Genomic DNA, 26,972 nt, shown 5'->3' with positions numbered 1-26,972 from the left:
CCGTCGGGCCTCAGCCCAGTGGTGGCGGCAGCGGGATCGGCAACGGCAGAGGCAGCGGCAATCCGCCGAAACCGCCACCGCCACTGTCGCCGCAGGCGTTGGCGTTGGGGTAGCTGTCGTCGACGACGGTGTCGATCCAGGTATTGATCAGCTCCCAGGCCTCGGTATGCACGACGCTGCGCGCCAGCGGCGGCATCTTCGCCGCGAGCGTCGTCGCCTCCGGTCCCAGGCGGTACGGCAGGATGGAGTCGATGGCGTGCTGCGGCACGATGTCGTACTCGCGACCGCCGCGGCCTTCGCTGCCGCTCGCCGTCGGTCCCTTGCAGATGCCATAGGTGTCGTTCACCGGGCGGAACACGTCCATGTAGAAGCCCGTGTTCTGCGCGAGTCCGCGCGGGTTGTGGCAGTGCGCGCAGTTGACTTCGAGATACGAACGCACCCGCGCCTCGATGTCCGCATCGCTGCCGGCCGGATAGCCGGCATCGCCGGGCTTGTTGTAGATCGCATTGCGCTCGATGGCCGTGGCGGCCTTGGTCAGCGGATCGACGGCGAGGTCGTCCGGGCAGTTCTTCATCAGGCCGTTGCTGCACCACCAGACAATCTGGTTGTGTCCCAGCACCGGATGATCCTGCGCCGCGCCCAGCGGCGACTCGCTGCGGTACGGGCCGTTCATGTTGCGCGGCTTGGGACCGATCGGCGCCGCACCGGTTTCGGCATCGTCATTGGCGTGGCAGATCTGGCACTGGTTGGCATTGGGCAGCGAGTAGGCGTCGGTGCTGCCGACATGCGAGGTGCCGGAGTCCACGTCGTGGTAGTTCCACGACACGCTGGCCACGCCGCCCTGCTGCGTCAGGCGCGCGACGCGCTGGCCGTTCTCTTCCTGCCAGATGTACTCCAGGCCCTCCCAGTACGGGCTGCCGTCCGGGTTCGCGCGCTTGATCAGCAGGCGCGTTTCGGCGACCTGCTCGGTGCCCTGGGTCTCATCTGCGAAGGCGAAGCTCTTCGCCAGGATGGTGCCGACCGGGAACAGGATCGTGGCGTTCACGCCGTCGCTGCCGTCGCGGTAGATCGCCTGCTCGCCGGTGGGGATGTAGGCCACGCGGAACTTGGTCGAGTAGTCCGAGAACAGCTTGGAGTTCATCGCGAACGGCACGCCGCGGCCGTTGGGCAGGCTGCGCGGATCCTGCGGATCGCTGAACAGGTGGTACTGGTCGAGCGTCGGGCAGTTGACGGCGTAGGCGTCCTCGTTGACGTAGCCCGCGGGCACGCTGGCCTTGCACAGGCGATCGATCAGCTCCTGCGTCGGCGCCGGCGCGACGCTGCCGGAGCGCTGGAACGGCGGGATCACGATCGGCGGCAGCGGCGGCAGGTTGCGGCCGTACGCGGCCACGCACTGGTGCGCGCTCATGTCGAGATCGGCCGGAAAGTCCTGGATGCCGGAGAGACCGCTGACGATGTCGTCCAGATCGCCCGGAGGCGCATCGAGCAGGATGTCCAGGCCCTTGGTGCCCTTGAAGTTGGCGAAGGTCAGGCTGTCATCGGCAAAGTCGTTGTCCGCGTCGATGCACGAGAACCACCACTCCGGCTTCAGGCGCACGCCGTTCTGGTCGAACTTGTAGGCGTTGTAGCGGCAGCTCGGGTTGGGGTACTGGTTGCCCTGGATCGGCTTGCCCTCGGCGTCGGCCGGCACCGGCTGGCCCTGGTCGTCGACCGGGTACGGACAGTCCGCGTCCAGCTCATCCATGTAGCCGTCCCAGGCGATGTGCGCACCGCGGTAGCCACCGCCTCCGGCCAGCACCTTGAGGCCGACCAGCGTCGGAAACGCGGAGGTGACCTGCTCGCCGCCGGTGGCGATGATCGCCGCGAAGTCTGGCGTCGGCAGGTCGTTGCCGTTGTTGATGAAGCGGTTGTTCCAGATGTGGACGCCTTCGGTGTACTTGTCGAGACGGCGGTCGCCGGGCACGCCGAGCAGGTCGTAGCTCGTGTGGATGATCCCGGCGGTGCCGTTGTTCTCGAAGGTGTTCTCGAAGATGTCGATCTTGTCGTAGGCCATCGTGATCATGCCGCTGCCGCGCGGGATGTTGGACACGATGCTGCCGGGCGTCGCGAAGTTGTAGGTGTTGTTGTTGCGCGAGACGTTGCGGTAGACGCGCGTGCGGCTGCCGTAGCGGGTCAGGCCGTCGAGGTCGTAGACGAGGAATCCACCGGTGTTGCACTCGGCAAGGTTGTCGACGTACTCGCCGCCGCGCACGTTCTCGATCTCGAAGCCGAAGACGTTGAACGCCGCGCGACTGTTCTTGATGATCGCCGTGTCGGTCTGGCCGACGTAGATGCCGGCATCCGATGCACCGATGGCGATCGCGTCATCCACAAGGATGTTCTGCGAGTTGACCGGGTAGATGCCGTAGCGGCCTGAGAGATTGCTCACCGTGTAGTCCGGTGAGTCGGTGTCCGTCTCCAGCGGGTTGGGATTGTTCGGGTTGTGCCGTGCCGGATCCGTGCAGGCGACCTGCATCGCAGCCTGGTAGTTGCTGGCGGTGATCAGGCGCTCGTTCTCCAGGTGGCGGCCGCTCGACCAGATCGCGCGCACGCGCCGCAGCGTGCCCCAGTTCACCCCCTGCAGCTTGAACGCGTCGCCCGGCGGGTCGAGCACGGTCAGGTCCTGCACCGTCAGCCCGCGCACGTTCGAGGCCAGCAGGCCTTCCTGACTGGAACTGTTCTTGAACGACAGCACGGTCTTGTCGCGACCGGCGCCGCGCACGAGGATGTCCTCGGTGCCGGTGATCTGGATGCCGCTCGACAGTTCGAAGTAGCCCTCGGCGAACTCGATCACGTCACCCGGCCTGGCGTCGATGCTGGCGAGCACCATCTGCGTCGTCGCTTCGGGACCGGGCTCGATGCGAAACAGCCGGCCGTCACCGCTGCCACCCTGTCCCGGCGCGGGCCCTGGACCCGGTACCGGATCGCTGCCGCCCTGGCAGGCACTCAGTACGAAGCCGCTGCACATTGCAGCAATGACGAGAAGACGCTTGATGACCATGACGAAATCCGGGTGAAGTGACGAGGCGCGGGCACGAACCGCAGGAGCCCGCGCGGACAAGCGGCGGATTCTCTTTGATCCACTCCGTCGCCCGCTTGACCCGAAACGTCAGCGACCTTGACACTTTGCGCCACGCGGACGCGACGCTCCGGCCTACCGGTCGAGCGCGTGCCACCCGGTCTGCAGCCTCTCGCGCAGCTGCTGCGGCGTGCAGCCGTTCTGCTTGCGGAAGGCGCGCGTGAAGGCGCTGTGCTCGGAGTAGCCGAGCAGCAGCGCAATGTCCGCCAGCGTGAGCTGCTCATCGCGCAGATAGGACTTGCCCAGCTCGTTGCGCACGAGGTTGGTCTCGTCGCGAAAGCTCGTACCGGCGGCCTTGAGCTGTCGTTGCAGCGTGCGCGGCGAGCAGCACAGCTGGCTGCTGACGCTGTCGATCATCGGTTCGCCGTCGCGCAACAGCTCGGCGATCACCCGTCGTACCTGCATCACCACGGGCTCCTGGCGCGGCAGTTGCGCCAGCAGGCGCTGGGCGTGCTGTTCGAGCAGCTTCTCCAGCGCCGCATCGGTCTTGCGCAACGGCCGCGCAAGCAGCTCATACCCGACACGGATGATCGGGGCCGGGCACAGGAAGCGCACCGGGCAGCGGAAGAACTCCTCGTACGGCCGGATGTCGTCCGGCGGCGGATGCGCGAAGTCCACCGAGTGCGGATCGGCACGACCCTCCATCAGGCTGCGGCAGAACTGCACCATCGCCGCGAATCCCGTTTCGCCGACGAGGATGCCGGTGCGGAACTCGCTGATGTCCCAGACCATCTCGATCGCGTCCGGCGTCTCGCGCCGCGTCATCGGAATCGCGTCGAAGATCAGCCGCTGATACTGCTCCAGCCGGGTCAGAGCCACCCCGAAGTTCTCCGACGCCAGCAGCAGGTGTCCGACCACGCCCAGATGTCGCGCGCGGACCGTCGCGCCCAGCTTCAGGCCAAGCTGTCGGTCGTTCAGATGCGCCATCGCGCGCTCGAGCATCTGCTCCCATTGCACGACGTCGACTCGATCCTGGCCGTCGGGATCGACAGCCGGTCGCGACACGCCGAGAACCTCGTCCGGAACGTAGCCGCAGGACTCCAGATAGTCGTGGAGCAGTAGCGTGAACGTGGAAGGGACGACCCGCTGATGCAAGGGCTTGGCCATACCCCCATTATGGCGAAGCCGTCAGCCCGGTAGCCCACACCGCGATACGGATTTCTTCCGACCGCAGTCCGCCTCGGAATCAAGCCCGGAGCCCATGGCTCAACGTCGGCCTGCGCCCTTGATCGCTAGCACGCCGTCGCCGATCACCTCGGTGCGGAAGCCGGCGCGCTGCAGCCGCCCGGACACCTCGTTCGGCACGTCGCGCCGACTGGTCAGCTTGTTCGGCGTACCGGTGTAGTGGAACAGGCGACCGTTGGGGCGCAGCACGCGCGCGAGCTGGTCGTAGAAGGCCTGAGAATACAGTTCACCGGCGATGCCGAAGCGCGGCGGATCGTGCAGGACGGCATCGAAGGACTCGGACGGCAGGCTGCCGATGTGCTCGCTCACATCCCCCCAGGTGAGCTGCAGCCGACCGTCGCTGTCTTCGACCGACGGTGACCAGGGGTTGAGGCCACGCAGCCAGATGACGTCCGCATTCCTCTCGTAGGACTGGATGCGCGCGGCGCCACCGGCGAGGCTGCAGGCGGCGAAGTAGCCGAGGCCGCCGCAGGTGTCGAGGACGGTCTTGCCGCGCGGCTCGATGAGTCCGACCTTGCGCTCGGCGTCGGCATACGGCGAGACCTGCGCCGTCGGCAGCATCTTGATGCCGTCGATCTCGAAGGTGGGCGGCCCCCAATCGGTGGGCACGAGCTTGATCAGCGACTCGCCGTAGCGCGACACCGGTTCGAAGGCCTCGCCGTTCCAGTGATAGACCGTGCGCTCCTTGCACTTGTCCGGGTAGGGCCAGTCGCGGTCGTTCCAGCGCCAGGCATCGGCGCCGATGCCGACCGTCGTCGTCGACCGCTGCAGGTCGAGCGAACAGGCCAGCGTGACCTCGCCGGCGTCGCGGGCCGTTGCGAGTGCATCGTGAACCGATCGGGTGAGCAGCGGGAGATGGGGGGGCATCGCGGGTGAGGCTACCACCCAGCCGCCGGCGCTGCCGCGAAGCAGGGCGGCGCTTCCAGCCGCAGGTCCTCGGGGACCGTGTTCACGCCCTCGTGCGTCCCCTCGAGCACGATCTGCACCTCGCCGCCGTCGGCGATGCGCGCATGGGCCGCGGCGGGCGTGAGCAGCAGGTCGGTGGCGCGTGGCTCGATATCGCCACCCTCGACGGCAGTGATGCGCTGGCCGGCGTCGGGCGTCCACGCCAGCGTCCAGGATTCCACGTCGAGTCCCCGCCGGTTGGCGATGCGCACGGTCGCTCGGAAGTCCTGCATCGCGATCTGCGCGTACTCGAAGTTGATCGTGCAGCTCGGCGTCGTCGACAGGTCGTTGACGATCCATGCGGCAATGTCGCGCGCGCAGCGACGGCCGCACTGGTTCGCCGCACGCCACGGCATCGTCGCCTCGATCGTCTGCCACAGGTCCGTGTACTCGCCGCAGGACTGGCAACTGGCATCGCGCAGCGAGGGCCAGCCTCGCCCGCCCTCGGCTTCGGGACCGTGGCAGTGCGCACACAGGTCCTGGTAGAGCGCCTCGCCACGCCCGAGGTCGATCGGACCGGCATCCGCCTGCGGCGCCGGACTCGGCGTCGCGCCGATCTCGCCCTGCGGGCGGCCGTCATAGCCGCTGCAGGCGATCAGCACGGCAGCGAGCAGCAGGACGGCCCACCCCCTCGCAGACCTCATCGATCGGTCGGTTTGGTTCATCGCCGCAGCATGCGGCGGCCTGATGTCGGGTCTGTGTCAGTCCGGCAGCCAGCCTTCCCGGCGCGCACGCTCGAGGTCGGCCGGGCGGTCGAGGTCCCACAGCGGCGCCAACTCCGCCCAGTCGTGCCCGGCCCGCCAACCGCCGGCCAGCAGTGCCGCGCGCGTCTGCGCCATCACCGCGGAAGTGCCCCAGTCCAGCGTGCCGAAGGCGGAGGCCAGCGGTTCGCGTGCCGCGACGGCAACGTAGCCGCCGTCTTCCGCCGGGATGAAGGCCATGCGTGGCGTTTGTACACCGTCGCGCAGGTCGATCAGGTGCCGGGGCTGCAGCGCCGGACAGTCGGTGCCGATCAGGGCCGCCGTCTCATGCGTCTGCAACAGCGTCTGCAGCGCCTGCAGCATGCGCGCACCCAGGTGCGCTCCCCGCTGCCCGATGCAGCGCACGCCGAAGCGGTCCGTACATTCGGCCCAGAACGGGTGTCGCGCGTCACCCGCCGTGAACAGGACGACGGCCTGCCGCGCAGCCTGCACCGCGGTCTGCAGCGCCTGCAGGGTCAGCTTGCGCTGCAGCTGTGCCGCCCCCTCGGCGCCCAGCGCCGGAATCAGGCGGGTCTTGGTTTCGCCCGCCACCGGCGCGCGGGCCATGATGCCGATGGCGAAGGGAGCGGACATGTCGGGCGTCGGGCGTGCACGTCAGAGACGCCGCAAGCATACGTCTGCCCCGACCCCGCCTGCCCGTGGTCCGCGCGCCCTGCCCTCTCCCGCGAGCAAGAGAGCGATCTTGTTTTTGCGAGTGCCGGTGCACTCGCAGCGATCCCGAACGCCCGGCCATGGATGTCCGAGGCGAGACATGCAAGGACGGCGTTCGCGCTCAGGCGAGCTGCGGCTCCAGCGACTGGCCTCCGGGCAGGCTCAGGCGCAGCACGCGCCAGGTGGTCGTGCCGAACTGGCGCGCCAGCGAGCCGGTGTTGTACGGCAGGCCGTACTGCTCGCACAGGGCCTGCACGCGCGGCGCGATCTCGGCGTAGCGGTTGCTCGGCAGATCGGGGAACAGGTGGTGCTCGATCTGGTGGCTCAGGTTGCCGGACAGGATGTGGAAGACCTTGCCCCCCTTGATGTTGCAGGAGCCGAGCAGCTGGCGCAGGTACCAGCGGCCGCGGCTTTCGTTCTCGACCGAGGCCGCACTGAAGGTGTGCGAGCCGCTCGGGAAGTGTCCGCAGAAGATGATCGTGTACGCCCACAGGTTGCGGACGAAGTTCGCGACCAGATTGCCGGAGAACACGTACAGGAAGAACGGCCCGGCCAGCAGCGGGAACAGCACGTAGTCCTTGAGCGTCTGCCGGCCGGTCTTGCGGCCGATGGCCTTGAGCCGCGCCCAGGCATCGCGCCAGGTCTTCTTGCCTTCGAGCACGCGCTCGAACTCCACGTCGTGCAGCGCGACGCCGTACTGGAACAGCCCGGCAAGCAGTGCGTTGTACACCGGCTGGCCGAGGTTCCACGGCCGCCACGGCTGCTGCGGGCTCATGCGCAGGATGCCGTAGCCGACGTCGCGATCCATGCCCACGACATTGGTGTACGTGTGGTGCATGTAGTTGTGCGAGTGCTTCCACTGGTCCGACGGGCAGGCGGTGTCCCACTCCCAGGTCGTGGAGTGGATCTTGGGATCCTTCATCCAGTCCCACTGCGCGTGCATGACGTTGTGGCCGACCTCCATGTTCTCGAGGATCTTGGCGATCGACAGCATCGCCGTACCGGCGAGCCATGCGGGCGGCAGGACGCCAGCGAACAGCAGCGCGCGGCCGCCGATGTCCAGTCCGCGCTGGATACGGATCATGCGGCGGATGTAGGCCGCGTCGGATTCGCCGAGGCTGGCCTTGATCTCGTCGCGGATCGCGTCGAGTTCGCGGCCGAAGGCATCGGCCTGGGCGTCGGTGAGATAGTGCGTATGGCTCATTGGGGGGCTCCTTAGAGGTCGATCTCGACATCGCCGATCGGCGCGCAGACGCAGATCTGCACGAGGTCGCCTTCTTCGTCGAAAGTCTTGCCGTTGCGCAGGTCGCGCACGCAGCCGGATTTGAGCGTTGCGGTGCAGCCGTGGCAGATGCCCATGCGGCAGCCGTGCGCCGGGGACAGGCCGTTGAGTTCGGCCAGGTCGAGCACCGGCTGGTCGCCGCGACCGTCCACGACGCGCGCGCTGCGCAGGAACTGCACGCGGGCGGCGGTGGCATCGCCCGCCTGCGGTACACGCGGGCGGAAGCGCTCGGTATGCAGCCGCGCGCCGATACCGGCCTGCTGCCAGTGATCCTCGAGCTGCTGCAGCAGCGCGTCCGGGCCGCAGGCCCAGGTCTCGCACCCGGCCCAGCCTTCGCAGACCGCGTCGAGCTGCGACACGTCGAAGCGGCCCTGCGCACGCGTGTACACGCGATGCAGCGTGACCTGCGGGTGACGCGCGGCGAATGCCGCCAGTTCATCGCCATAGATCATCGAGGCGGCGTCCGGGGCGGCATGGACGAGGGTCACCTCGGGCACCGTGCCACGGGCGTCGAGGCTGCGTAGCATGCCCATCACCGGCGTGATGCCGCTGCCGGCGGTGATGAACAGCAGGCGCTCCGGCAGCCACTCCGGCAGCACGAAGTCGCCGGCCGGCGCATCGATCTGCAGGCGTGCACCGACGCGCAGCAGCTCGTTGAGATGGGCGGACACACGGCCGCCGGCAATCGCCTTGGCGGTGATCTCGATGCAGCCGTCGTCGCGTTCCGGCGCCGAGGCGATCGAATAGCAGCGGCTGTGGCGCACGCCGTCGATATCGACACCCAGGCGCACGAACTGTCCGGCCCGGTGGCGCGGGAAGCCGCGTGGCACGCGCAAGGTCAGCGTCACCGCATCCGGCGTCGGGTGCCCGATGCGCTCGACCACGGCGTTGCCGCCGGCGGTATCGGCAAACAGCGCGCCGAGATAGTCGGACGGGTTCAGTGGCCAGGTCAGCGCGCCGGCGGCACGCTGCAGCCAGCGTGCGGAGTTCAGCGTTGCGGCGGGGAGGCGGTCATCAGCCATGGGGACTCCATCGACAGATCAGTAAACGTGTGTAAACTGTATGTGCATCGCAGCATGTCAGTCAACACTTGTTTACCGCTTTTCCGTTCACGACTGTTTTTATTGAATTTATAGTCGCTGAAACACCCCTTCTGCTGCTATGCTGTGTTCACCATGAGAAGCAGGAAGCGATCAGACGGGCCGTCGCAGCCGCCCGGCGACGGCGAAACCGTCGAGGCCGAGCCCGATGGCGGCCGCGACTGGCGCAAGCGCCGGACGCGCCGCGCCCTGATCAATGCCGCGCTGGCCCTGCTCGAAGGCGAGCGCAGCTTCTCCAGCCTGAGCCTGCGCGAAGTCGCGCGCGGCGCGCGCATCACCCCGGCCGCCTTCTACCGCCACTTCTCCGGCATGGAGGAGCTGGGGCATGCACTGATCGAGGATTCCTTCGAATCCCTGCACGAGATGATGCGCAAGGCGCGCGCCGGCGGATTGCCGAGCACGCGCATGATCCGCGCGTCGGTCAAGGTGTTCCTGGATCACGTCGGCGCGCATCGCGCGCATTTCAGCTTCATCGCCAAGGAGCGGTTCTCCGGCTCCACGGTCATTCGCGTCGCGATCCGCAAGGAAGTGCGGCTCTGGGTCGGCGAGCTGGCGGTAGACCTGTCGCGCTTTCCCGCGCTGGGCAAGTTCAGCGCCGAGGACCTGCAGATGCTCGCGGGTCTGATGGTCAACGTCGTCGTCGCCGCGAGCGAGCTGGTGCTCGACACGCCGCCGAAGGACAAGGAGGCGCTGACGCGCATCTACCGCCACGCCGAAAAGCAGATGCGCCTGGTGATGCTCGGCGCCGGCGCCTGGGACAGCAGCCGCAGCAGCGGCTGAGCGCGGTTGGATTCAGTCCCCTCCCCCGCACGCGGGAGAGGGGACGACGGCAGCGTGGCCCTATGCCGCCACCGCCGCGCGCGCCATCATCGCGTCGAACGGAGCATCCGCCGGCAGCGTGCCGTAGTTGAGGCCGTGCTCACCGCCGAGGCGGGTGGTGGCGAACAGCTCGGCACCGGGCACGCCGGCACGCAGCAGCACCGACGCCTGCAGCGCCAGCGCCATGCGCTCGACGATCATGCGGCTGCGCAGCTCCAGCGTCGTGACGTCATCGAAGGCCGACGACAGCCAGCCGATCTCGCGGTCGAGATCCGCATGCGCGCCCTTGGCCGCCAGCAGCTCGGCGAAGAAGGCCTCGCGCGTCTCCGGCTCCTTGTTCAGCGCACGCAGCACGTCGATGCACTGGATGTTGCCGCTGCCCTCCCAGATCGAGTTCAGCGGCGCCTGCCGGTACAGCCGCGGCAGGTTGCTTTCCTCGACGTAGCCGGCGCCGCCGAGACATTCCTGCGCCTCGTTGATGAAGGGCGGACAGCGCTTGCAGATCCAGTACTTGCCGATGGCCGTGGCGAGGCGTGCGAACGCTGCCTCGCCGGCGTCGCGCGGCGAGGCGTCGACGGCCCGCGCCACGCGCAGCGTCAGCGCGGTGCAGGCTTCCGAATCGAGCGCCAGGTCGGCAAGCACGTTCTTCATCAGCGCATGTTCGGCCAGGCGCTTGCCGAACGCCTTGCGATGCCGCGCGTGGTGGAGCGCCTGCACCAGCGCCTGGCGCATCAGCGCGCTCGATCCGATCATGCAGTCCAGCCGGGTCAGCGCCACCATCTGCAGGATAGTCGCCACGCCGCGGCCTTCCTGGCCGACGATCTCGGCCCGGGCATCGTGGAACTCGACTTCGCTCGAGGCGTTGCTCCAGTCGCCGAGCTTGTCCTTGAGACGCTGGATGCGGATCGCGTTGCGGCTGCCGTCGTCGAGGACCTTCGGCATCAGGAAGCAGCCCAGACCGGCGCCCCCCCCATCAGACGATGTATAGGCCAGCACCAGCCAGGCATCGCACATCGGCGCCGAGAAGAACCACTTGTGGCCGACGATGCGATAACTGCCGTCCGCCTGGCGCACGGCGCGCGTGCTGTTGGCGCGCACGTCGGAACCACCCTGCTTCTCGGTCATGCCCATGCCGATCGTGCAGCCGGTCTTCTCGGCCATCGGCATCACGCGCGGGTCGTAGTCGTAGCTGTTGATCTTCGGCAGCCAGCGCTGGGCCAGCGCGGTGCCGTGGCGCAGAGTCGGCACGGCCGAGTGCGTCATCGTCAGCGGACAGCCGGTGCCGGCTTCGGCCTGCGCGTGCATGTAGGACAAGGCCGCGCGCGCGACGTGGGCGCCGGGCTTGTCCTCGTTGCGCCACGCAAACGCATGCACGCCGTACTGCATGCCCAGCTGCATCACGCGATGGTAGGCCGGATGGAACTCGACCTCGTCGAGACGGTGCCCGTAGCGGTCGAAGGCGCGCAGCTTCGGCTTGTTCTCGTTGGCGACATAGCCCTGGCGCATCAGCTCGCCGCCCGCCACCACACCGAATGCCGCCAGATGCGCCTCGGCCCAGCCGCCGCCTTCGCGCGCGACCCCTTCGCGCAAGACCGTGTCGGTGCCCCATGCGTCGTAGTCGCCGAGCGGCGGCGCCTGGTTCTCGACCTCGTGCGTGAAGAACGGGCTTTCGGGGCTCATGACAGGCTCCTGCGGACCGGTGGAGCGACTATCTTCACACAGGCCGTGCGCCCGCCGGCTGCCGTTGCGCGGACGCGCGGTCGGCACGCATCAGCAGGCCCGGCAGGAACAGCAGGTCGAACACCAGCGCGATGCCGATGATCATGGCCGTCATCAGGCCCATGGTCGCATTCACCGCGAAATTCGACTGCGCCAGGATCAGGAAGCCCAGGGCCAGCGCCACGGTGGTCACCAGCAGCGCCGCGCCCACGGTGGAGAACGCGTAGCGGATCGCCGCCGCCGTGTCCTCCCCGCGCTGCCGCCGCGCGTACAGGTACTTGCTGAAGAAATGGATGGTGTTGTCGACGACGATGCCCAGCGTGATCGAGAACACGCCGGCGGCGGCCAGGTTCACCTTGCCGTCGACCAGCCCCCAGACGCCGAAGGCGATGGCCGCCGGAAACGCGTTGGGCAGCAGCGACAGCAGGCCGAACTTCACCGACCGCAGCGCGACGATCAGGGTCAGGGCGATCAGCACGATGGCGATCAGCGAACCGCGCAGCATGCTGTAGATGTTGTTCTGGCCGATGTGCGCGAACATCAGGCTGACGCTGGAGCCCTGCGCTGCGAACTCCGGCGCGTTCTGCTCGAGCCACGCGGCGGCGCGCTGCTCGAAGGCGATCAGGCCGCGCGAGGCGACGTTGTTGATGCTGACGCTGACGCGTGTCGCCGACTTGTCGAAGGTGATGGCGTCGTTGAGATCCAGCCCCTGCGGCAGTGACAGCTCGTAGAGCAAAACATACTGCGCGATCAGCTCGCGATCGTCCGGAATCCGGTAGTACGCCGGATCGTCGCCGTGCATGTTGCGGTTCAGGCGCTTGACCACGTCGGTGAAGCTGGCCACGTGCGTCACTTCGGGCTGCTGCTCGAGCCAGGTCTTGAACGCCTCCACCTTGTGCAGGTAGGCCGGCTCGTTGATGCCGTTGGGCGCACCGGCATCGAGCGAATAGGCCACGCTGTCCACGCCGGTGAGGTTGTCCTGCACGAAGTCGAAGGCCGTGCGGATCTCCAGCGGCGGCTTGAAGTAGGCGACGGTGTCGTCGTTGAGTTCGTTGCGCGGCATGAACGCGATCAGCACCAGGGCGACGGCGCTGGTGCCGAAGAAGAACAGGCCGTGACGCGCGAGGATGCGGTCGGCCAGACCGGCCAAGTGCAGCTGCTGGAACTGCGTCTGCGCGCGCACCCGCGCCGGCAGCCACAGCATCAGCGTCGGCAGCACCACCAGCGCGAAGAACATCGCCGCGAACACGCCGAAGCCCACCACCGTGCCGAGTTCGCGGAACGGCGGCGAGTCGCTGCTGTTGAGCGAGAAGAAGCCGATGGCGGTCGTCAGGCTGGTGAGGAACACCGGCGCGACGTTGATCTCCAGGGCATGGCGCATCGCGTCCGGCTTGGCCATGCCGCGGCGCAGGTCGTTGAGGTAGTGCACGAGGATGTGCACGCAGTCGGATACCGCCAGCGTCAGGATGATCACCGGCGCCGACACGTTGATCTGGTTGACCTGATAGCCCAGCCAGCCGAGCACGCCGACGGTCGCGACGATGCTGGCGATGATCACCGCACTGGTCACCGCCACCGCCCCCACGGATCGCAGGAACAGCGCCAGCAGCACGACGACGACGAGGAACATCGCCGGCACCAGCGTGCCGGCATCCGCCTCGGCCAGCTCGTTGAAGGCGTGGTTGACGACGACCTGCCCCATCAGGTGGATGTCCAGGTGCGGATAGCGCGCCTCGAAGTCGTCGCGCAAGGCGCGCGCGGCCTGCATGACCTCGAGGTTGACCTCGCTGGTCTCGCGGCTGTCGCCCGGCATCTCCAGGCGCACGTTCACCGAGGCCACGTGTGCGCGCCGCGACAGCAATGCGCCGGCCAGTGCCGGCTCGGCCAGGGCGATCTCGCGCAACTGCGCGATGTCCGTGTCGCTGAGCGTATCCGGGTCGGGGACGAGGTCATTGACCAGCAGGTCGTCCGCCTCTGCGACGGCGTGCTGGAAGTTGGTGATCGAATCGACGCGGATCGAGCGCGGCAGCGTCCACCCGGCCTCGGTCAGTTCGCGCAGGGCCTGCAGCGTGTGCCGGGTGAACACCTCGCCATCGTCCGGGGCGACGACGAAGGCGATGTTGTCGGCCTTGGTGTACGACGCCTCGATCTGGTCGTTGGCAACCAGGTAGGGATCATCGTCGGAGAAGAAGATGCGGTAGCTGCCTTCGAACCACAGATCGCGCGCGCCGGCCGCCAGCACCAGCAGCGACAGCAGGCCGACGACGAACAACACCAGCCGATACCGCACGAGTGCGGCGGCGATACGCGCTTCCATGGACGAAGCCTCCCCGGAGAAGGCTTACATACTATCCGGTATGCATGCTCCTTGGGGGCATAACGCCAGCTCCCCTCGCCCGCAAAGCGGGAGAGGGGTTGGGGGATAGGGCCGCGAAGCGGTTGCGCAACGTTTCCCGGTGACGAACGAACGGCGCTGCGCACCGCCCTCTCCCGCCCTCCGGGCACCCTCTCCCGCAAGCGGGAGAGGGATTCAATGCGCCGTGCTACGGCGCGGCGCGTGTCACCACCGGCGCCGACACCAGGCCGAAACTCTGCAGCACACCGAGCAGCTCGCGATGGCCGAAGGCCTGGCAGCCGGAGGCGAAGCCGTAGCGCTTCGGCGGCGCCTGCAGCAGGTGGTGCGCGGTGTAGGCCTGCAGCAGGCCGGTCTGCTTGTAGTTGCAGTTGCCATGGATCACGCAGTGCACGTGCGCCAGCGGTCCGCTGCCATGCACCGAATCCACCGAGATGTTGATGCGCGGATTCTCGCGTGGCGGCATGCCGGACTGCAGGCTCGCCGCCATGTCGGACAGCGCCTTCTCCTGCTCGGCCTTCGGCAGCTTCTTGATCTTCTCCTCGATCACGCTGGTGATCTGGACCACGCCCTCCATCACGCTGCGCTCGAAGACGCCGCCCATGGCCTTGCAGGTCGACACACGCGGATCGTTCTTGAACCAAACCGGGTGCGCCGTGCCGCCCCAGGGCAGCGCCATCGCCACCGCGTGCTGGCCGGGCACCATGGCCTCGACCTTGGCATCGGGCGCCCACTGCACGTACTGGTTCTGTTCCAGGTGGTAGAAGTTGGCGGTGAGGATGCTGAAGATGGTCTGCGTGGAGGCGTAGGTCGGAAAGCCCTTCCACAGCACCAGGATGTCCAGGGTGTCGATGCCCGGCGTTTCCAGGCAGATGTTCGCGGCGATCTCGCCGGTGGTGTACATCTGCGCGATGCCCGGCGTCAGCAGCAGGTTCTTCTTGGCGAAGGCTGCGCCCCAGGTTTCCTCGGCGTGCATCATCCAGTTCTGCTCGCCGTTGGTATCGGTGTAGTGGCAGCCGGCGGCGAGGCTCGCCTCGACCGCCTCCGGGCCGTACTTCATGAACGGCCCGACCATGTTGCACACCACCTTGGCACCCTTGAACAGCTTGGTCAGCGCCTCGGTGCTGTGCTCCACCTCGGCGACCTCGTAGTCGGCGTTCTCGATGCCCGGCACCTTGTCCATCACCTCCTGCGTGCGCTTGGCGTCACGGCCCGCGGCGATGAACGGGATGCGGTACTCGCGCAGGTACTCCGCAACGAGCCGACCGGTGTATCCGCTCGCACCGTAGATGACGACGGGCTTCTTGCTGCTCATGGGGCACTCTCCTCTTGTATCGGTTCAGGAACGGGCAGCGGAAGCAGGCCCAGTGTGGACATCCAGCCACGCGCGCAGGCCGTCGGCAGCCTCGCGCCAGCGTGTATCGAGCATCACGTCGTGCGCGAGCCCGTCGATCAGTTGCGGCTCGACGTCATAGGCGCGCGCGGTGTCGCGCACCTGCTGCGACAGGAACACCGTGTCCTGTTCGGCACCGAGTACCAGCAACGGCACCCGGCGGACACGCGCGGGCCGCGGCCGGGCGAACGCGAGCATGTCGAGAAAGCCGAGGTACGACTCGTCCTGCAGCTTCGCGGCGTAGCGATCGAGATCGGCCGCCGGCAGGTCGGGCGAGAAGAAATGCTCGCGCGCCTTGTGCGGCGCGTCGACCATGGGCCACAGACTCAACCGCAGGTTCATCTGCAGGAAGGTCAGCGGATGCCGGCGGATCAGGCGCAGCACCGTCGGCAGCACGCCGGCCGGCGGCACCGACGCCAGGATCGCGGCCGCCGGGGCGTCGTGATCTTCCAGATACCGCTGCACGACACAGCCGCCCATCGAATGGCCGATGACGACCGGTCGACGCGGCAACGTGTCGGCCACCTGCGCCACGTCATCGACATAGTCGTCGATGCGCGTCCAGCGCAGCTTGTCGCGGCCCTCGCTGTTGCCGTGTCCGCGCAGGCTCAGCGCGTACGCCGGCCAGCCATGCTCCGCGAAGTACGGCAGGAAATGCTCGTCCCAGCACCAGGCACCGTGCCAGGCCCCGTGCACGAACAGCAGCGGCGGCCGTCCGTCGTCGTGCTGCGGCAGCCGCGAGAGGACTTCCAGTCGCATGCGCTCAGGCGGTCATGCCGCCGTCGACGACCAGGTCGGAGCCGGTGACGTAGCTCGACTCGTCGGACGCGAGGAACAGCACGGCGGCGGCGATCTCCGCGGGCTGGGCAAAGCGGCCGAGCGGAATGCGCGCCAGCGTGCGCGCGGCAAAGGCCTGGGCATCCTCGGCAGCCATGCCGGCCAGTGCACCGGCGACCATCTGCGTCTCGGCAAAGCCGGGACAGACATTGTTGATGCGGATGTTGTACCCGGCGCGTGCGCAGTGGATCGCCGCGGACTTGGTGAAGATCCGTACGCCGCCCTTGCTGGCGTTGTAGGCCGGCACGAGCTGCTCGCCGATGAGCCCCTCGATCGACGCGATGTTGACGATCGAGCCGCCCCTGCCCTTCATGCGCGCGATCGCCGCCTGCGTGCCGTACATGACGCCGGACAGGTTGATGTCCAGCGTGCGCTGCCACTCCTTCGGTGTGAGCTGCTCGACATCCATGATCGCCGCGACGCCGGCGTTGTTGACGAGCACATCGACGGCGCCGAAGGTCTTCTCCGAGAGATCGAGCACGCGCGACCAGTCATCGACATTGGTCACGTCGTGCGTCGTGAACGCGGCGCGCTTGCCACTGGCGTCGAGGTCCAGCGCCGCAGCCTTTCCGGCGTCGGCGTCGACGTCCGTCATCAGCACCTGCGCGCCCTCGGCAAGCAGCCGCTGCGCCGCGGCGAACCCGAGGCCGCGCGCGGCGCCGGTGACGACGCAGACCTTGCCGGCCACACGGCTCATTTCAGCGCCTCAGCCATCTCGCGGGCCAGGGCCTCGATCGCCGGCGTCGCCGCCGGAATCGCGCCGTCCATCGACACGAAGCCGTGAATCTGGTCGGGCAAGGCGGTGAACTTCACCGCAACCCCCGCGCTGCGCAGCTTCTCCGCATAGGCGACGCCGTCGTCGTGCAGCGGATCGAAACCGCAGACGAGGATGCTCGCCGGCGGCAGTTCCTTGTGCGAGGCCGCGAGCAGCGGCGCGAGCCGCCAGTCCTGCAGCGCGGCGGCATTGTCCCCGACGTAGTGACCGACGAAGTACTGCATCAGCTTCGCCGTCAGGAAGTAGCCATCGGCGTTGCGCTTGGCGCTCTCGGTCTCGGCGATCTGCACGACCGGGTAGATCAGCAACTGGTAGCGCAGCTTCGGTGTGCCGGCATCGCGGGCCATCAGTGCGACGACGGCGGCGAGGTTGCCGCCGGCGCTGTCTCCCGCGACCGCCATGCGCTGCGCATCGACCTTCAAGGCGCCGGCCTGTGCGACGACCCATTGCGTCGTCGCCCAGCAATCGTCGACGGCGCCCGGAAACCGGGCGTCCGGCGCGAGCCGGTACTCGACCAGGACCACCGCACAGCGCGCCGCGTTGGCGAGGATGCGGCACAGATTGTCGTAGATCGGGATGTCGCCGATCACGAAACCGCCGCCGTGGAAGTACAGGCACACCGGCAGGATCTCGTCCGCCGTGCTGCCGTGGGGACGGTAGACGCGCACCGGCATCGCGCCACCGGCACCCTCGATCTGGAAGTCGGTGACCGATGCCACCTCCGGCTTCGGCCCCTGCATCGACAGGAAGGCCTGTTGTGCGAGTGCGCGCGCGTCGGCCGGCGGGAGCTGGTCGAGGGTCGGCGCTCCGGAGGCGGCCATGAGGTCGAGTACCTGGCGGGCCTGGGGGTTGAGTTCGCTCATCGGGTCTCCGTGCTGAAGGAAGGAAGGTCGTGTCTGCGGATCACGCGGCACCCGCGCGCCACTGGTAGTCGATCGACTCCTGCGCGAAGCGCACGAACCAGTCGATGGCGCTCGGGTTCATCATCGCGTCGCGGCTGGCCGCCTTGGCCAGCGGCCAACCCATCAGGATCTTGCGCACCGGGATCTCCATTTTCTTGCCGGTGAGCGTGTACGGAATCTGCTCGACGGTGTAGATGCGGTCCGGCACGTGTCGCGGGCTGCAATTCTCACGCAGCGCGGCATTGATGCGGTCACGCAAGCCGTTGTCGAGCGCGGCACCGGGCTTGAGCTTGAGGAACAGCGGCATGAAGAACTTGCCGCCCGGCAGTTCGCAACAGACGATCAGACTGTCGGCAACCTCCGGAATCTGTTCGACCGTGCGGTAGATCTCCGCCGTACCGATGCGCACGCCGAAGCGGTTGAGCGTCGAGTCGCTGCGACCATATATGTAGCATCCGCCCCGCTCGTTGATCTTGATGAAATCGCCGTGGCGCCAGACGCCGGGGAACACGTCGAAGTAGGCCTCGTGATAACGCTTGCCGTCGGTGTCGTTCCAGAAGCACACGGGCATCGACGGGAACGGCGTGGTCGCGACCAGCTCGGCAACCTCGCCGGCCGGCGCCTCGGTCCCGTCGTCGCGCCAGGCGTGCACGTCCATGCCGAGCATCCGCGTCTGGATCTCGCCGGCATGCACCGGCAGCGTCGGCGAAGCGCCGACGAAACCGCTGCAGATCTCGGTGCCGCCGGACTGCGAGGTCACCCAGAGATCCTTCTTCACCGCCCGGTAGAACCAGTCGAAGGTCTCCGGCGTCGACGGCGCGCCGGCGACGACGATGCTTTCCAGCGCCGACAGGTCGAACTTCTCGCCGGGGCGCAGGCCGGCCTTCTCCATCATCTGCACGAAGGTCGGGCTGGCACCGAAGCTGGTCGTGCGCGTGTCGGCCGCGAGCTGCCAGAGGAAATCGGGATTCGGATGCGCGGGGTTGCCGTCGTAGAGCACCGCGGCGCTGCCGGTCAGCAGCGCCGCCAGCAGCAGGTTCCACATCATCCAGCCGGTGGTGCTGTAGAAGAACATGGCCCCGCCGGGCTTCATGTTCAGGTGGAAGTGCATCAGCTTCAGGTGCTCGAGCAGCACGCCGACGTGACTGTGCACGATCGCCTTGGGCAGGCCGGTGGTCCCCGACGAGAACACGATCCAGATCGGGTGGTCGTAGGGCACGCGCGTGAAGCGGAACTCCTCGCGCGGCACGTCCGGCTGCTCGATCAGCTCGGCCCAGCGCACGACGTTGGCGAGTCTCGGCGCCGGCGTGCCCGGGTTGAGGTAGTCGAGCCAGATGACCTGCTTGAGCGTCGGCAGCGCGTCGATGATCTTGCGCACCTCGGCTTCGCGCTTGAAGTCCTTGCCGCCGAAGCGGTAGCCGTCGGCGGCGAACAGCAGCTTGGGCTCGATCTGGGCGAAGCGGTCAACGACCGTCTGCACGCCGAACTCCGGCGCTGCCGACGACCAGATCGCGCCGATCGCCACCGTGGCCATCATCGCCACCGCGGTCTCGGGCACGTTGGGCATGTACGAGACGACACGGTCGCCGGGCTCGACCCCCATCGCGCGCATCTGCGTGGCGAGGATGCGCACCTGGCGACCCAGCGTCTGCCAGTCCATGCGCGCCAGCGGGCGCACTTCCGAGCAATGATGGAACACCGTTTCGCCGGGTGCCGCCCGGGTCTCGTGCCGCAGCAGATGCTCGGCGTAGTTGACCAGGCTGCCTTCGAACCACTTGCCGCCGGGCATGACGCGCCGGTCGAGCACGCGAAGATACGGCTGGTCGGACTGCACGTCGAAGTATTCCCAGATCGACGCCCAGAAGTCCTCCGGCTCGGACACCGACCAGCGCCACAGCGCGTCGTAGTCCTCGAAGCTGCGATGCTTCTTGCGGTCCAGCCAGTCCATGTACCGCGCCACGTGCGAGGCCTTCGCGAAATCCGGCCGCGGCGTCCACAGCCACTCGCCCTCCTCCACCTTGCGCTTGATGCTCTGCGCCATTTCGTCAGTTCTCCTGCGAGCTCAGCCGACGGTGTAGATGTCGTAGCTGACGCTCAGCGTGTCCAGTTGCCCGACGCCGACGCCCACGTGGAGTCGTCGCGCCAGGTCGGCATATGCGGGATGGGTGCTGCGCAGACGCGGCGTGGTGCGCAGCTCCAGGCGCGTGGGCGGATCGCCGGCAAGAAACCGGGCATGGGCGTCCGGGCCGAGATCGGCGATTCCCTCGTAAGCCAGATCGATCAGCGCGCCGTCATCGGTCTCTATCACCGCCTTGACGTTCAGCAGACCGACGCCGTCCGGCCGCAGCGTGAAGAAGTCCGCGCCCTCCGGGCGCAGCTTGCCGGTGATGCGCGGGCCCTTGACCACGCCGCCGGTCACCCAGAAGTTGACGCGGATGCCCTCGACCACGGGGCCGATCACTTCCGGCGGCGCCAGCGTGGCCTCGTAGCTGAACAGGTGCTCGGTCTTCAGCGCATGCATGCGTACTCTCCCGGTTCAACCGCGAAGCTGGCCGAGCTGCCGCAGCACCTGTTCGGGCTGCGTGGGCTCGGGAATGCGGACGTGGCGCAGCGGTGCAGCCGGGCCGGCGTCGCCGCCGTCCCACACCGATGCCGGCAGGCGCAGCACCGTCGGTACCGTCAGCGGCGCATCGGCCACGGCGAAGGCGAAGGCGGCCGGCAGATCCGCCGCGCCCGTCCCCTGCGGACAGGCCAGGCCGACGGCCCACTGGTAGCCGGCGGCAACATTGAGCACGCTCTGGTACAGCGCCAGCGTGTCGGCTGCGGGCATCGGGCCGCTGCCTTCGTCGAGCAGCAGGGCGTCGAGGCCGGCGGAGGAGAACCCGCGCAGGAAATCGGCGACATGCAGTGCCGCCGCGTCGATCATGTCCTCGTCCGCGGCATCCTCGGGCGGCGCGCCGTGCGCGAGCTGCCATGCATGGCCAATGGTCGCGCGCGGCGACGGCAGGCGCAGGCACAGCGGCGCGTTCGGCAGGGCGCTGCGCAGCGCCACGACCCACTCCACCAGCAGTGCGCGCAGCGATTCGTCGGCGAGCAGGGTCTTCAGCGCATACCCGCCGCGCGAGCGGGCGGCCATCGCCGTGCGCAGTTCCAGCCGTGCCGCGCAGGCGGCGTCGACGATGCGCATCGCATCGAGTTCCAGCACGTCGGAGCGCAACAGGTCCTGCGCCTTGCGCAGCCAGGCCACGCCGGCAGTCACGTCCAACCACGGTGCGTCCGCGCCGAACAGGCGCGCGCAGTAGTCCGTACCGTCGATCCACAGCCCCGGTGTGGCGCCCGGCTGCAAGCGCGAGATCAGGGGATTCATCGCCTCAGGCCGCGACCACGCCGCCGTCCACCGACAGCTCCGCGCCGGTGACCCACTTGGCGGCGTCGCTCGCCAGATAGATCACCGCGGCCGCGACGTCGGACGGCTCGCCGAAGCGGCCGATCGGATGCAGTGCGAGCAGCGCCGCCTCGGCGCCTGCGCGGTCCGGGGCGACACCGAGCTCGACGATGCCGTCGAGCAACTGCTCGCCCATCGCCGTGAGGATCAGGCCCGGGTGCAGCGAGTTCACGCGCACACCGGAACCGAGCCGCCCGCACTCGACGGCGGCGGTCTTGGTCAGCGTGCGCACCGCGCCCTTCGACGCACCGTAGGCGCCGTGCGCGATCACGCCGATCATGCCGGCGGCCGAGGACAGGTTCACGATCGAGCCGCCGCGCCCGGACGCACCGCCCGGCGACATCGCCTGGATCGCGTGCTTGCAGCCGAGGAAGGTGCCGGTGACGTTGACGTCCTGGATGCGGCGGAAATCCTCGACCGTGCAGGCTGCGAGCAGCGCACCGGACTCGACGCCGGCATTGTTGACGAGGATATCGATGCCGCCGAACGCCTCGATCGTGCCGGCGATCGTCGCCTGCCACTGCGCCTCGTCGGTGACGTTGTGCACGAAACCCCGTGCCTGCGCACCGGACGCGCGCAGCAGCTCGACGGTGGCCTTCGCACCGTCGTCGAGAATGTCGCTGACCGCGACACGGGCGCCCATCGCCGCCAGTGCCTGCGCGATCTCGCGACCCAGTCCCCGTGCCGCTCCGGTGACCAGCGCGACCTTGCCGTCGAGCCGGAATGCCTTCTGATAGTCCACGCTGCGCTCTCCTCGTTGTTGTGATGCGGCGTTGCAGTTCCGACGTCCGGCAGGCCGCGCCGCGGCGCTAGCCCTTGCCGCCGCGGCAGGCTTCCAGTTCGGCCTCGAGCTGGGCGATGCGCACGTCCTTCGGGTTGGGCATGAACACGCCCTGGATCTGGTCGGACGGCGTCTTCACCCGCATCATGCCGGGGATGCTCGCCCAGGTTTCGGTGTTGTCGTCCCAGCTGCCGAGGTACGGCACGTCGGTGGGCGGCTCGGGCGTGACCCAGTCCTTGCAGAACGCCTCGAAGGGCTTGCCGCGCTGGATGCGCGCCTTGCGTTCTTCGGCACGCGCCTTCTCGGTCGCCTCGACGTCGACGATCAGGTTCTCGCGGTCGTAGACGACGCGGTAGATGTCCCAGGCGTTGTCGTGGCTCATGAGATCCTCGCGCAGGTCCTTCATGACCAGCTCCGGATCGCGTTCGAGCACGTCGCCGTAGCCGCCGCCGGAGCCCTGGCAGATCATGTAGATCTCGCCGTCGTTGCACAGCTCGAAGGTCATGCCCATGTCGTTGCTGGAGTACTTGCCGCCCGGGATCGGGCGCTCGTTCATCAGCCGGACGATGTCGAACTCCTCGACCACCTTCGGGTTCTTGTCGAGCTCCTCGAAGATGTTGATGCCCTTGATCTTCATCAGCTGGTAGCTCGGACACGAGTAGCCCCCGAACAGGCCCTGCGCCGACGGGAACTTGGACCCCTCGCAACCCGTCATGAAGCCCCACATGCCGGAGCCGCGCGCGGTGGCGATCTGCTCGTAGCCCATGCCGCCGCGGTACTTGCCGAAGCCGATGCGATCCTTGGCCAGACGCTGGGCACCGAGACGGATGATCGGCGTGTCTTCCTCGTTGATCTCGTGCTCGCCGGAATCGCACATGAAGCCGAATACCGGCGAGATGCTGTGCTCGCCGTCGGCGTGGCTGCGCGCGCCCTGCCCGTTGCCGTTGATGTCGCCGCAGAAATTGCCGGTGGCGTCGCCGTGCTGGGTGATGCCGCCGTAGATGAACGTGGCCGCCTGGTCGTACTGCGAGGCGATGATCGCCGAGTACCGGTGCGGCACCGAGTAGTTCAGCTTGTTCATCGGAATGGTCCAGCAGACGCAGGCCTTGAACAGCGGCATCAGGCTCATCGCCTGCGGCATCTCGCCTTCGGCATCGATGATCGTGTTGCGGTCGGTGATGACCTCGATCGGCGAGAGCACCGCCATCGTGTGCGGCAGGTCCGGCCAGACGTTCTGCAGCAGGCCGGTACACAGCGCCGCCTTGAACGAGGCGATGTTGGTGTTGACCGAGCGGTTCATGAACTGCGGGGCCGTGCCGCGGAAATCCATGATCAGCCGATCGCCCTTCTTGTGGATCGCCAGGCTGATCTTCTGCAGCACGTTCTCGCGCAGCGAGGAATCCATGAACTGCAGCACGCGCGTGGTGCCGTCCGGCAGTTCCTTGATGCGCCGGCGCATCTCGGTCTCGGTGTCCTCGAGATGCATGCGCAGCGTCGCGACGAAGGCATCCTTGCCGAACTGCTCGATGATGCTGATCATGCGTTCGCGCAGGCGCATCGCCGCGTGCAGCTTGACCTTCATGTCCTCGAGCTGCAGCTTGGGATCGCGCACCGAATTCTGCAGGAAGGTGACGAGATCGCGCTTGAGCTGGAAGTTCTCGACGACCTTGAACGGCGACATCTTGATGCCTTCGTCGTACTTGCTCTCCGCGGCTGCCGGCAGGCCGCCCGGCTCGCAGGCGCCGTTCTCGCCCTCGTGCACCGTCGACGACACCCAGCAGACCAGCTCGCCCTTGTAGAACAGCGGCAGCATCATCGACTGGTCGGTGTTGTGGATGCCGCCGTAGCGCGCATCGTTGTGGATGAAGCCGTCGCCGTCGCGTACGCCGACGGTCGGATCGTCCACCCAGTACTTGATGATGAAGCGGATCGGGTAGAAGCAGCAGGCGGCGAACGCGATGATGCCGTGCGGCGCGATCATCGCCAGGTCGCCCTGCGCGGTGTAGACGCCGGTCACCAGATCGCCCCACTTGGCCCCCGGCGCGGCGCCCATCTGGTTGACCATCTGGAAGCCTTCGGACAGCGCCGCGTTGATCAGGCCGCGGATGTGATGGATCTGGTGCGGGTCCGGGTTCTTCGCGATGGCGGCCTGCTCCATCTGCGAGCGCTCGGTGAGCGTGTGGTTGCGCATGATCTCGGGATCGGGCCCGAGAAACAGCCGGTGTTCGGCGAGGAACTGATCGAGCAGGGCCTTGTCTTCGGCGGAAAGCTTGACGTCATCCATGGGGGTTCTCCTCGATTCAGTGGCCGCCGCGCGTGAACCACACGGCGCCCTGGGCCGCGGCGTAGTAACGCCAGCCCGGCTCGACCAGATAGGTGGTGGCGCGCGTGGTGACCAGCGCCGGTCCTTCGATGCGCGTGCCCTCGGCCAGCGCCGACTCGTCGTAGAGCGGCGTATCGACCGGCTGGTCGTGGCCGACGAAGTGACATTGGCGGCTGCCGACGGGCTGGACGCTCTGGCCGGCGCGGCCGTCGTCCTGGATGCCGCCGAAGGCCATGCGCCGCTGCTCGACATACGAACAGACGCGGATGGTGTTGATGCGGATGCCGGTTTCCGGCGACTGGCTGCCGGCGCCGTAGCGTTCGCCGTAGCGGGTGTGGAACTGATCGATCAGCCGCAGCACGTCGCGCTGGCTGTGCACACGGTTGAGGTCGGTGACCACCGCGGTCTGCACGCGCTGGTTGCCGTAGCGCATGTCCAGCTCCAGCCGGTAGCGGATGTCCTCTGCGGCGAAGCCCTGGCGCGTCAGGTCCTCGCGGCCTCGCTGCTCGAGCGACTCGACGTGCGCGTTGAAACTCGCGTAGTCGTCGAAGAAGCGCTTCTGCGCCGGGTCGAACAGTACCGTCCAGGTGCTCACCTCGTGGATGTGCATCTGGTTGGTGCTGCCGGCGCCCACCGCCGAGAACACCGCCGAGAACGGCGGCGCAAGGATGCGGTCGATGCCCAGCACCTCGGCGATGCCGCAGGCGTGCAGCGGCCCGTTGCCGCCGTAGGCCAGCACGGTGAAGTCGCGCGGCTCGTAGCCCTTGGTGCGCAGCTCGGTGGCGATGCCGTTGGCCATGTTGGCGTCGACGGTCTGCTTGACCAGCTTGGCGACGTCGGCCAGCTCCATGTCGAGGTCGTCGCAAAGCTCCTCGAAGGCCTGCCTGGCACGGCGCGGGTTCAGCGGAATGTGGCCGTTGGCGTAGTTCTTCGGATCGAGATAGCCGAGGATCAGGTCGGCGTCGGTCACCGTCGGCTTCATGCCGCCGCGGTCGTAGCAGGCCGGGCCCGGGTCCGAGCCGGCCGACTGCGGTCCGACCTTGACGGTGCGGAACAGGCGGTCGTAGCTGCAGATCGAGCCGCCGCCGGCGCCCAGCGTCTGCAGATGCACCATCGGGATCGACACCAGCCAGCGGTCGATCACCGGGTTGAAGTCATAGTGCTTGACGCCGCCCTGGTCGACGATGCCGATGTCGAAGCTGGTGCCGCCCATGTCGGTGGCGACGACGTTGCCGAGTCCCGCCGCCAGCATCAGGTGCTCGCTGGCAGCGATCCCCGATACCGGACCGGAGTGCACGGTCTGCAGCGCGTCGGTGGAGTTGAGCTGCGCCATGCCGCCGGAGTTGTGGTTGACCAGCATCGGCTTGTCGTAGCCCTGGCCGCGCAGGTTCAGTTCCAGCGTGCCGAGACCGTGGTACATGGTCGCGTGCAGGTAGGCGTCCATGATCGTGCTCTGCGAGCGCGCGTACTCGCCCTTGCGGCCGGCCACCTGGTGACCGAGCAGCAGCGGGATCGCGCCGAGCAGATGGCCCGGGTACTCCTCGAGGAAGATCTCGCGCACGCGCAGCTCGTGCACCGGGTTCACCACGCTGTTGGTGAACGACACCACCAGCGCCTCGGCACCGGCGTCGACGAGTTCGCGGATGCGCAGGCGCACATCGTCCTCGTCGAGCCGCCAGAAGACCTGGCCGAGATAGTCGATGCGCTCGCGTACCTCGCGGATCATCGGAATCGGCACGATGGGATCCGGACGCTTGGCGTTCGGGATGTCCATCTGCTCTTCTTCCGGCAGACCCTCGCCGTAGCCGCGTGCACGCGACAGCGGAATCGTGTGCTTGAAGCCGCTGGTGACCAGCACGCCGATGCGCGGCCCCTTGCGCTCGATCAGCGCGTTGGTGCCGAGCGTCGTCGCGTAGCGCACCGAGTCGACCTGCGACAGCAGGCCGCCGACCTCGACGCCGAGCTCGCGGCAGGCCTCGGTCAGCGCCTCGTTGAAGCCCTGCGCCAGGTTGTGGTGCGTGGTCAGCGCCTTGGCCTGCACCTGCTGGTCGCCCCAGGCGACGAAGCAGTCGGTGAAGGTGCCGCCGATGTCCACGGAGACTCTTTTCATTTGCTGCGTCATGCGGGTCTCCTAGCCGTGCTTGTGCCCGGCGTGCGCGTGCAGCGCGCGGCCCGCCTTGACCTTGGCCAGCGCCAGGTCCGGCCCCATCGGCGACTCGGTGATCTCCTGCCGGTCCTTCCACTGCGCCTTGAGCGCGTCGATGTCGAGCTCGATGTCGTGCAGCGGTGGGTGGCCCGGCGGCAGGTACTCGGCCTCGAACATCGTTCCGCAGTTCGGACAGTAGTACTCGAGAATCCGGCACCACTTCGGATCGGGCGAATAGGTGCGTTCGTAGAGCCTGGTGTCGAGCAGCGGCTTGTGGATCTCGCGCGGATCGCGGTCGTGCACGAGCAGGCCGCGCTTGTAGTTCTCCCGCGCCGGACCGATCTCGTGCGAGCAGCGACGGCACTCCCACTTCTCGCTGTCGAGATCGATGCGCAGATACTCGGTGATCAGCACTTTCATTGAGGGTTCTCCGTGAG

The 26,972-nt window shown here is 67.8% G+C and carries 21 protein-coding genes; 1 reads left to right on the top strand and 20 read right to left on the bottom strand.

The genetic code is table 11. The features are described 5' to 3' along the window. Positions 1-10: 10 nt before the first annotated feature. From C8D93_RS12060 to C8D93_RS12030, 7 genes are all read right to left on the bottom strand, one after another. Positions 11-3,040 (bottom strand): parallel beta-helix domain-containing protein, encoded by a 3,030-nt coding sequence (locus C8D93_RS12060; protein WP_110265450.1) that lies wholly within the window; start codon positions 3,038-3,040, stop codon positions 11-13. Between the two features lie 153 nt (positions 3,041-3,193). Next, positions 3,194-4,225, bottom strand: a complete 1,032-nt coding sequence (locus C8D93_RS12055; RefSeq protein ID WP_110265449.1) for an AraC family transcriptional regulator — start codon at positions 4,223-4,225, stop codon at positions 3,194-3,196. Positions 4,226-4,324: 99 nt separating this feature from the next. Beyond that, the gene (locus C8D93_RS12050; protein WP_110265448.1) at positions 4,325-5,170 is read right to left on the bottom strand and encodes a class I SAM-dependent methyltransferase; all 846 of its coding nucleotides are present in this window, start codon (positions 5,168-5,170) and stop codon (positions 4,325-4,327) included. A gap of 11 nt (positions 5,171-5,181) precedes the next feature. Beyond that, a complete protein-coding gene (locus C8D93_RS12045; protein WP_146216585.1) occupies positions 5,182-5,892 on the bottom strand; it encodes a c-type cytochrome in 711 nt (236 codons plus the stop codon). 57 nt (positions 5,893-5,949) lie between these two features. After that, positions 5,950-6,582 carry a TIGR04282 family arsenosugar biosynthesis glycosyltransferase gene (locus tag C8D93_RS12040; protein ID WP_110265446.1) on the bottom strand — a complete coding sequence of 211 codons (633 nt, stop codon included), beginning with the start codon at positions 6,580-6,582 and terminating at the stop codon, positions 5,950-5,952. Between the two features lie 199 nt (positions 6,583-6,781). After that, positions 6,782-7,864, bottom strand: a complete 1,083-nt coding sequence (locus C8D93_RS12035; RefSeq protein WP_110265445.1) for a fatty acid desaturase family protein — start codon at positions 7,862-7,864, stop codon at positions 6,782-6,784. Between the two features lie 11 nt (positions 7,865-7,875). Beyond that, a complete protein-coding gene (locus C8D93_RS12030; RefSeq protein ID WP_110265444.1) occupies positions 7,876-8,964 on the bottom strand; it encodes a ferredoxin reductase in 1,089 nt (362 codons plus the stop codon). Positions 8,965-9,117: 153 nt separating this feature from the next. Here C8D93_RS12030 and C8D93_RS12025 point away from each other — a divergent pair, with 153 nt between their 5' ends. Beyond that, entirely contained in the window at positions 9,118-9,822 is a 705-nt protein-coding gene (locus C8D93_RS12025) for a TetR family transcriptional regulator (RefSeq protein ID WP_110265443.1), read from the top strand. 60 nt (positions 9,823-9,882) lie between these two features. Here the strand turns inward: C8D93_RS12025 and C8D93_RS12020 are convergent, their stop codons facing one another. The 13 genes from C8D93_RS12020 to C8D93_RS11960 form a co-directional block, all read right to left on the bottom strand. Beyond that, complete coding sequence (locus C8D93_RS12020) at positions 9,883-11,541, bottom strand: acyl-CoA dehydrogenase family protein (RefSeq protein WP_110265571.1); 1,659 nt, start codon at positions 11,539-11,541, stop codon at positions 9,883-9,885. A 34-nt stretch (positions 11,542-11,575) separates the two neighbouring features. Further along, positions 11,576-13,897: an efflux RND transporter permease subunit gene (locus tag C8D93_RS12015; protein ID WP_110265442.1), complete on the bottom strand. Its 2,322-nt coding sequence runs from the start codon at positions 13,895-13,897 to the stop codon at positions 11,576-11,578. A gap of 226 nt (positions 13,898-14,123) precedes the next feature. Then, positions 14,124-15,248 carry a DUF5938 domain-containing protein gene (locus C8D93_RS12010; protein ID WP_110265441.1) on the bottom strand — a complete coding sequence of 375 codons (1,125 nt, stop codon included), beginning with the start codon at positions 15,246-15,248 and terminating at the stop codon, positions 14,124-14,126. 24 nt (positions 15,249-15,272) lie between these two features. Continuing rightward, a complete protein-coding gene (locus tag C8D93_RS12005; RefSeq protein ID WP_110265440.1) occupies positions 15,273-16,085 on the bottom strand; it encodes an alpha/beta hydrolase in 813 nt (270 codons plus the stop codon). Between the two features lie 4 nt (positions 16,086-16,089). Continuing rightward, positions 16,090-16,860 carry a glucose 1-dehydrogenase gene (locus C8D93_RS12000; RefSeq protein ID WP_110265439.1) on the bottom strand — a complete coding sequence of 257 codons (771 nt, stop codon included), beginning with the start codon at positions 16,858-16,860 and terminating at the stop codon, positions 16,090-16,092. Further along, positions 16,857-17,801 (bottom strand): LipP1 family hormone-sensitive lipase, encoded by a 945-nt coding sequence (gene lipP1 / locus C8D93_RS11995; protein WP_110265438.1) that lies wholly within the window; start codon positions 17,799-17,801, stop codon positions 16,857-16,859. The genes C8D93_RS12000 and lipP1 overlap by 4 nt, the downstream gene beginning before the upstream one ends. A 40-nt stretch (positions 17,802-17,841) precedes the next feature. Then, positions 17,842-19,881, bottom strand: coding sequence for an acetoacetate--CoA ligase (locus C8D93_RS11990; RefSeq protein WP_110265437.1), 2,040 nt, complete (start codon positions 19,879-19,881; stop codon positions 17,842-17,844). A gap of 21 nt (positions 19,882-19,902) precedes the next feature. Next, complete coding sequence (locus C8D93_RS11985; RefSeq protein WP_110265436.1) at positions 19,903-20,361, bottom strand: DUF3237 domain-containing protein; 459 nt, start codon at positions 20,359-20,361, stop codon at positions 19,903-19,905. 15 nt (positions 20,362-20,376) lie between these two features. Beyond that, a complete protein-coding gene (locus C8D93_RS11980; RefSeq protein WP_110265435.1) occupies positions 20,377-21,207 on the bottom strand; it encodes a hypothetical protein in 831 nt (276 codons plus the stop codon). A gap of 4 nt (positions 21,208-21,211) precedes the next feature. After that, the gene (locus C8D93_RS11975) at positions 21,212-22,027 is read right to left on the bottom strand and encodes a glucose 1-dehydrogenase (RefSeq protein ID WP_110265434.1); all 816 of its coding nucleotides are present in this window, start codon (positions 22,025-22,027) and stop codon (positions 21,212-21,214) included. 67 nt (positions 22,028-22,094) lie between these two features. After that, a complete protein-coding gene (locus C8D93_RS11970; RefSeq protein WP_110265433.1) occupies positions 22,095-24,350 on the bottom strand; it encodes a hydantoinase B/oxoprolinase family protein in 2,256 nt (751 codons plus the stop codon). A gap of 16 nt (positions 24,351-24,366) precedes the next feature. Further along, positions 24,367-26,499 (bottom strand): hydantoinase/oxoprolinase family protein, encoded by a 2,133-nt coding sequence (locus C8D93_RS11965; RefSeq protein WP_110265432.1) that lies wholly within the window; start codon positions 26,497-26,499, stop codon positions 24,367-24,369. 21 nt (positions 26,500-26,520) lie between these two features. Continuing rightward, a complete protein-coding gene (locus C8D93_RS11960) occupies positions 26,521-26,955 on the bottom strand; it encodes an acetone carboxylase subunit gamma (protein WP_211307312.1) in 435 nt (144 codons plus the stop codon). Positions 26,956-26,972: the final 17 nt, after the last annotated feature.

Origin of the sequence: Sinimarinibacterium flocculans (assembly GCF_003201205.1) — a bacterium.
GTDB lineage: Bacteria > Pseudomonadota > Gammaproteobacteria > Nevskiales > Nevskiaceae > Solimonas > Solimonas flocculans.
This window is presented reverse-complemented; position numbering and strand designations above follow the sequence as displayed.

Bases quoted from the DNA above. Each gene is read 5' to 3' on its own strand.
- C8D93_RS12060 (WP_110265450.1), bottom strand. From the start codon at position 3,040: ATGGTCATCAAGCGTCTTCTCGTCATTGCTGCAATGTGCAGCGGCTTC.
- C8D93_RS12055 (WP_110265449.1), bottom strand. From the start codon at position 4,225: ATGGCCAAGCCCTTGCATCAGCGGGTCGTCCCTTCCACGTTCACGCTA.
- C8D93_RS12050 (WP_110265448.1), bottom strand. From the start codon at position 5,170: ATGCCCCCCCATCTCCCGCTGCTCACCCGATCGGTTCACGATGCACTC.
- C8D93_RS12045 (WP_146216585.1), bottom strand. From the start codon at position 5,892: ATGAGGTCTGCGAGGGGGTGGGCCGTCCTGCTGCTCGCTGCCGTGCTG.
- C8D93_RS12040 (WP_110265446.1), bottom strand. From the start codon at position 6,582: ATGTCCGCTCCCTTCGCCATCGGCATCATGGCCCGCGCGCCGGTGGCG.
- C8D93_RS12035 (WP_110265445.1), bottom strand. From the start codon at position 7,864: ATGAGCCATACGCACTATCTCACCGACGCCCAGGCCGATGCCTTCGGC.
- C8D93_RS12030 (WP_110265444.1), bottom strand. From the start codon at position 8,964: ATGGCTGATGACCGCCTCCCCGCCGCAACGCTGAACTCCGCACGCTGG.
- C8D93_RS12025 (WP_110265443.1), top strand. From the start codon at position 9,118: ATGAGAAGCAGGAAGCGATCAGACGGGCCGTCGCAGCCGCCCGGCGAC.
- C8D93_RS12020 (WP_110265571.1), bottom strand. From the start codon at position 11,541: ATGAGCCCCGAAAGCCCGTTCTTCACGCACGAGGTCGAGAACCAGGCG.
- C8D93_RS12015 (WP_110265442.1), bottom strand. From the start codon at position 13,897: ATGGAAGCGCGTATCGCCGCCGCACTCGTGCGGTATCGGCTGGTGTTG.
- C8D93_RS12010 (WP_110265441.1), bottom strand. From the start codon at position 15,248: ATGAGCAGCAAGAAGCCCGTCGTCATCTACGGTGCGAGCGGATACACC.
- C8D93_RS12005 (WP_110265440.1), bottom strand. From the start codon at position 16,085: ATGCGACTGGAAGTCCTCTCGCGGCTGCCGCAGCACGACGACGGACGG.
- C8D93_RS12000 (WP_110265439.1), bottom strand. From the start codon at position 16,860: ATGAGCCGTGTGGCCGGCAAGGTCTGCGTCGTCACCGGCGCCGCGCGC.
- lipP1 (WP_110265438.1), bottom strand. From the start codon at position 17,801: ATGAGCGAACTCAACCCCCAGGCCCGCCAGGTACTCGACCTCATGGCC.
- C8D93_RS11990 (WP_110265437.1), bottom strand. From the start codon at position 19,881: ATGGCGCAGAGCATCAAGCGCAAGGTGGAGGAGGGCGAGTGGCTGTGG.
- C8D93_RS11985 (WP_110265436.1), bottom strand. From the start codon at position 20,361: ATGCATGCGCTGAAGACCGAGCACCTGTTCAGCTACGAGGCCACGCTG.
- C8D93_RS11980 (WP_110265435.1), bottom strand. From the start codon at position 21,207: ATGAATCCCCTGATCTCGCGCTTGCAGCCGGGCGCCACACCGGGGCTG.
- C8D93_RS11970 (WP_110265433.1), bottom strand. From the start codon at position 24,350: ATGGATGACGTCAAGCTTTCCGCCGAAGACAAGGCCCTGCTCGATCAG.
- C8D93_RS11965 (WP_110265432.1), bottom strand. From the start codon at position 26,499: ATGAAAAGAGTCTCCGTGGACATCGGCGGCACCTTCACCGACTGCTTC.
- C8D93_RS11960 (WP_211307312.1), bottom strand. From the start codon at position 26,955: ATGAAAGTGCTGATCACCGAGTATCTGCGCATCGATCTCGACAGCGAG.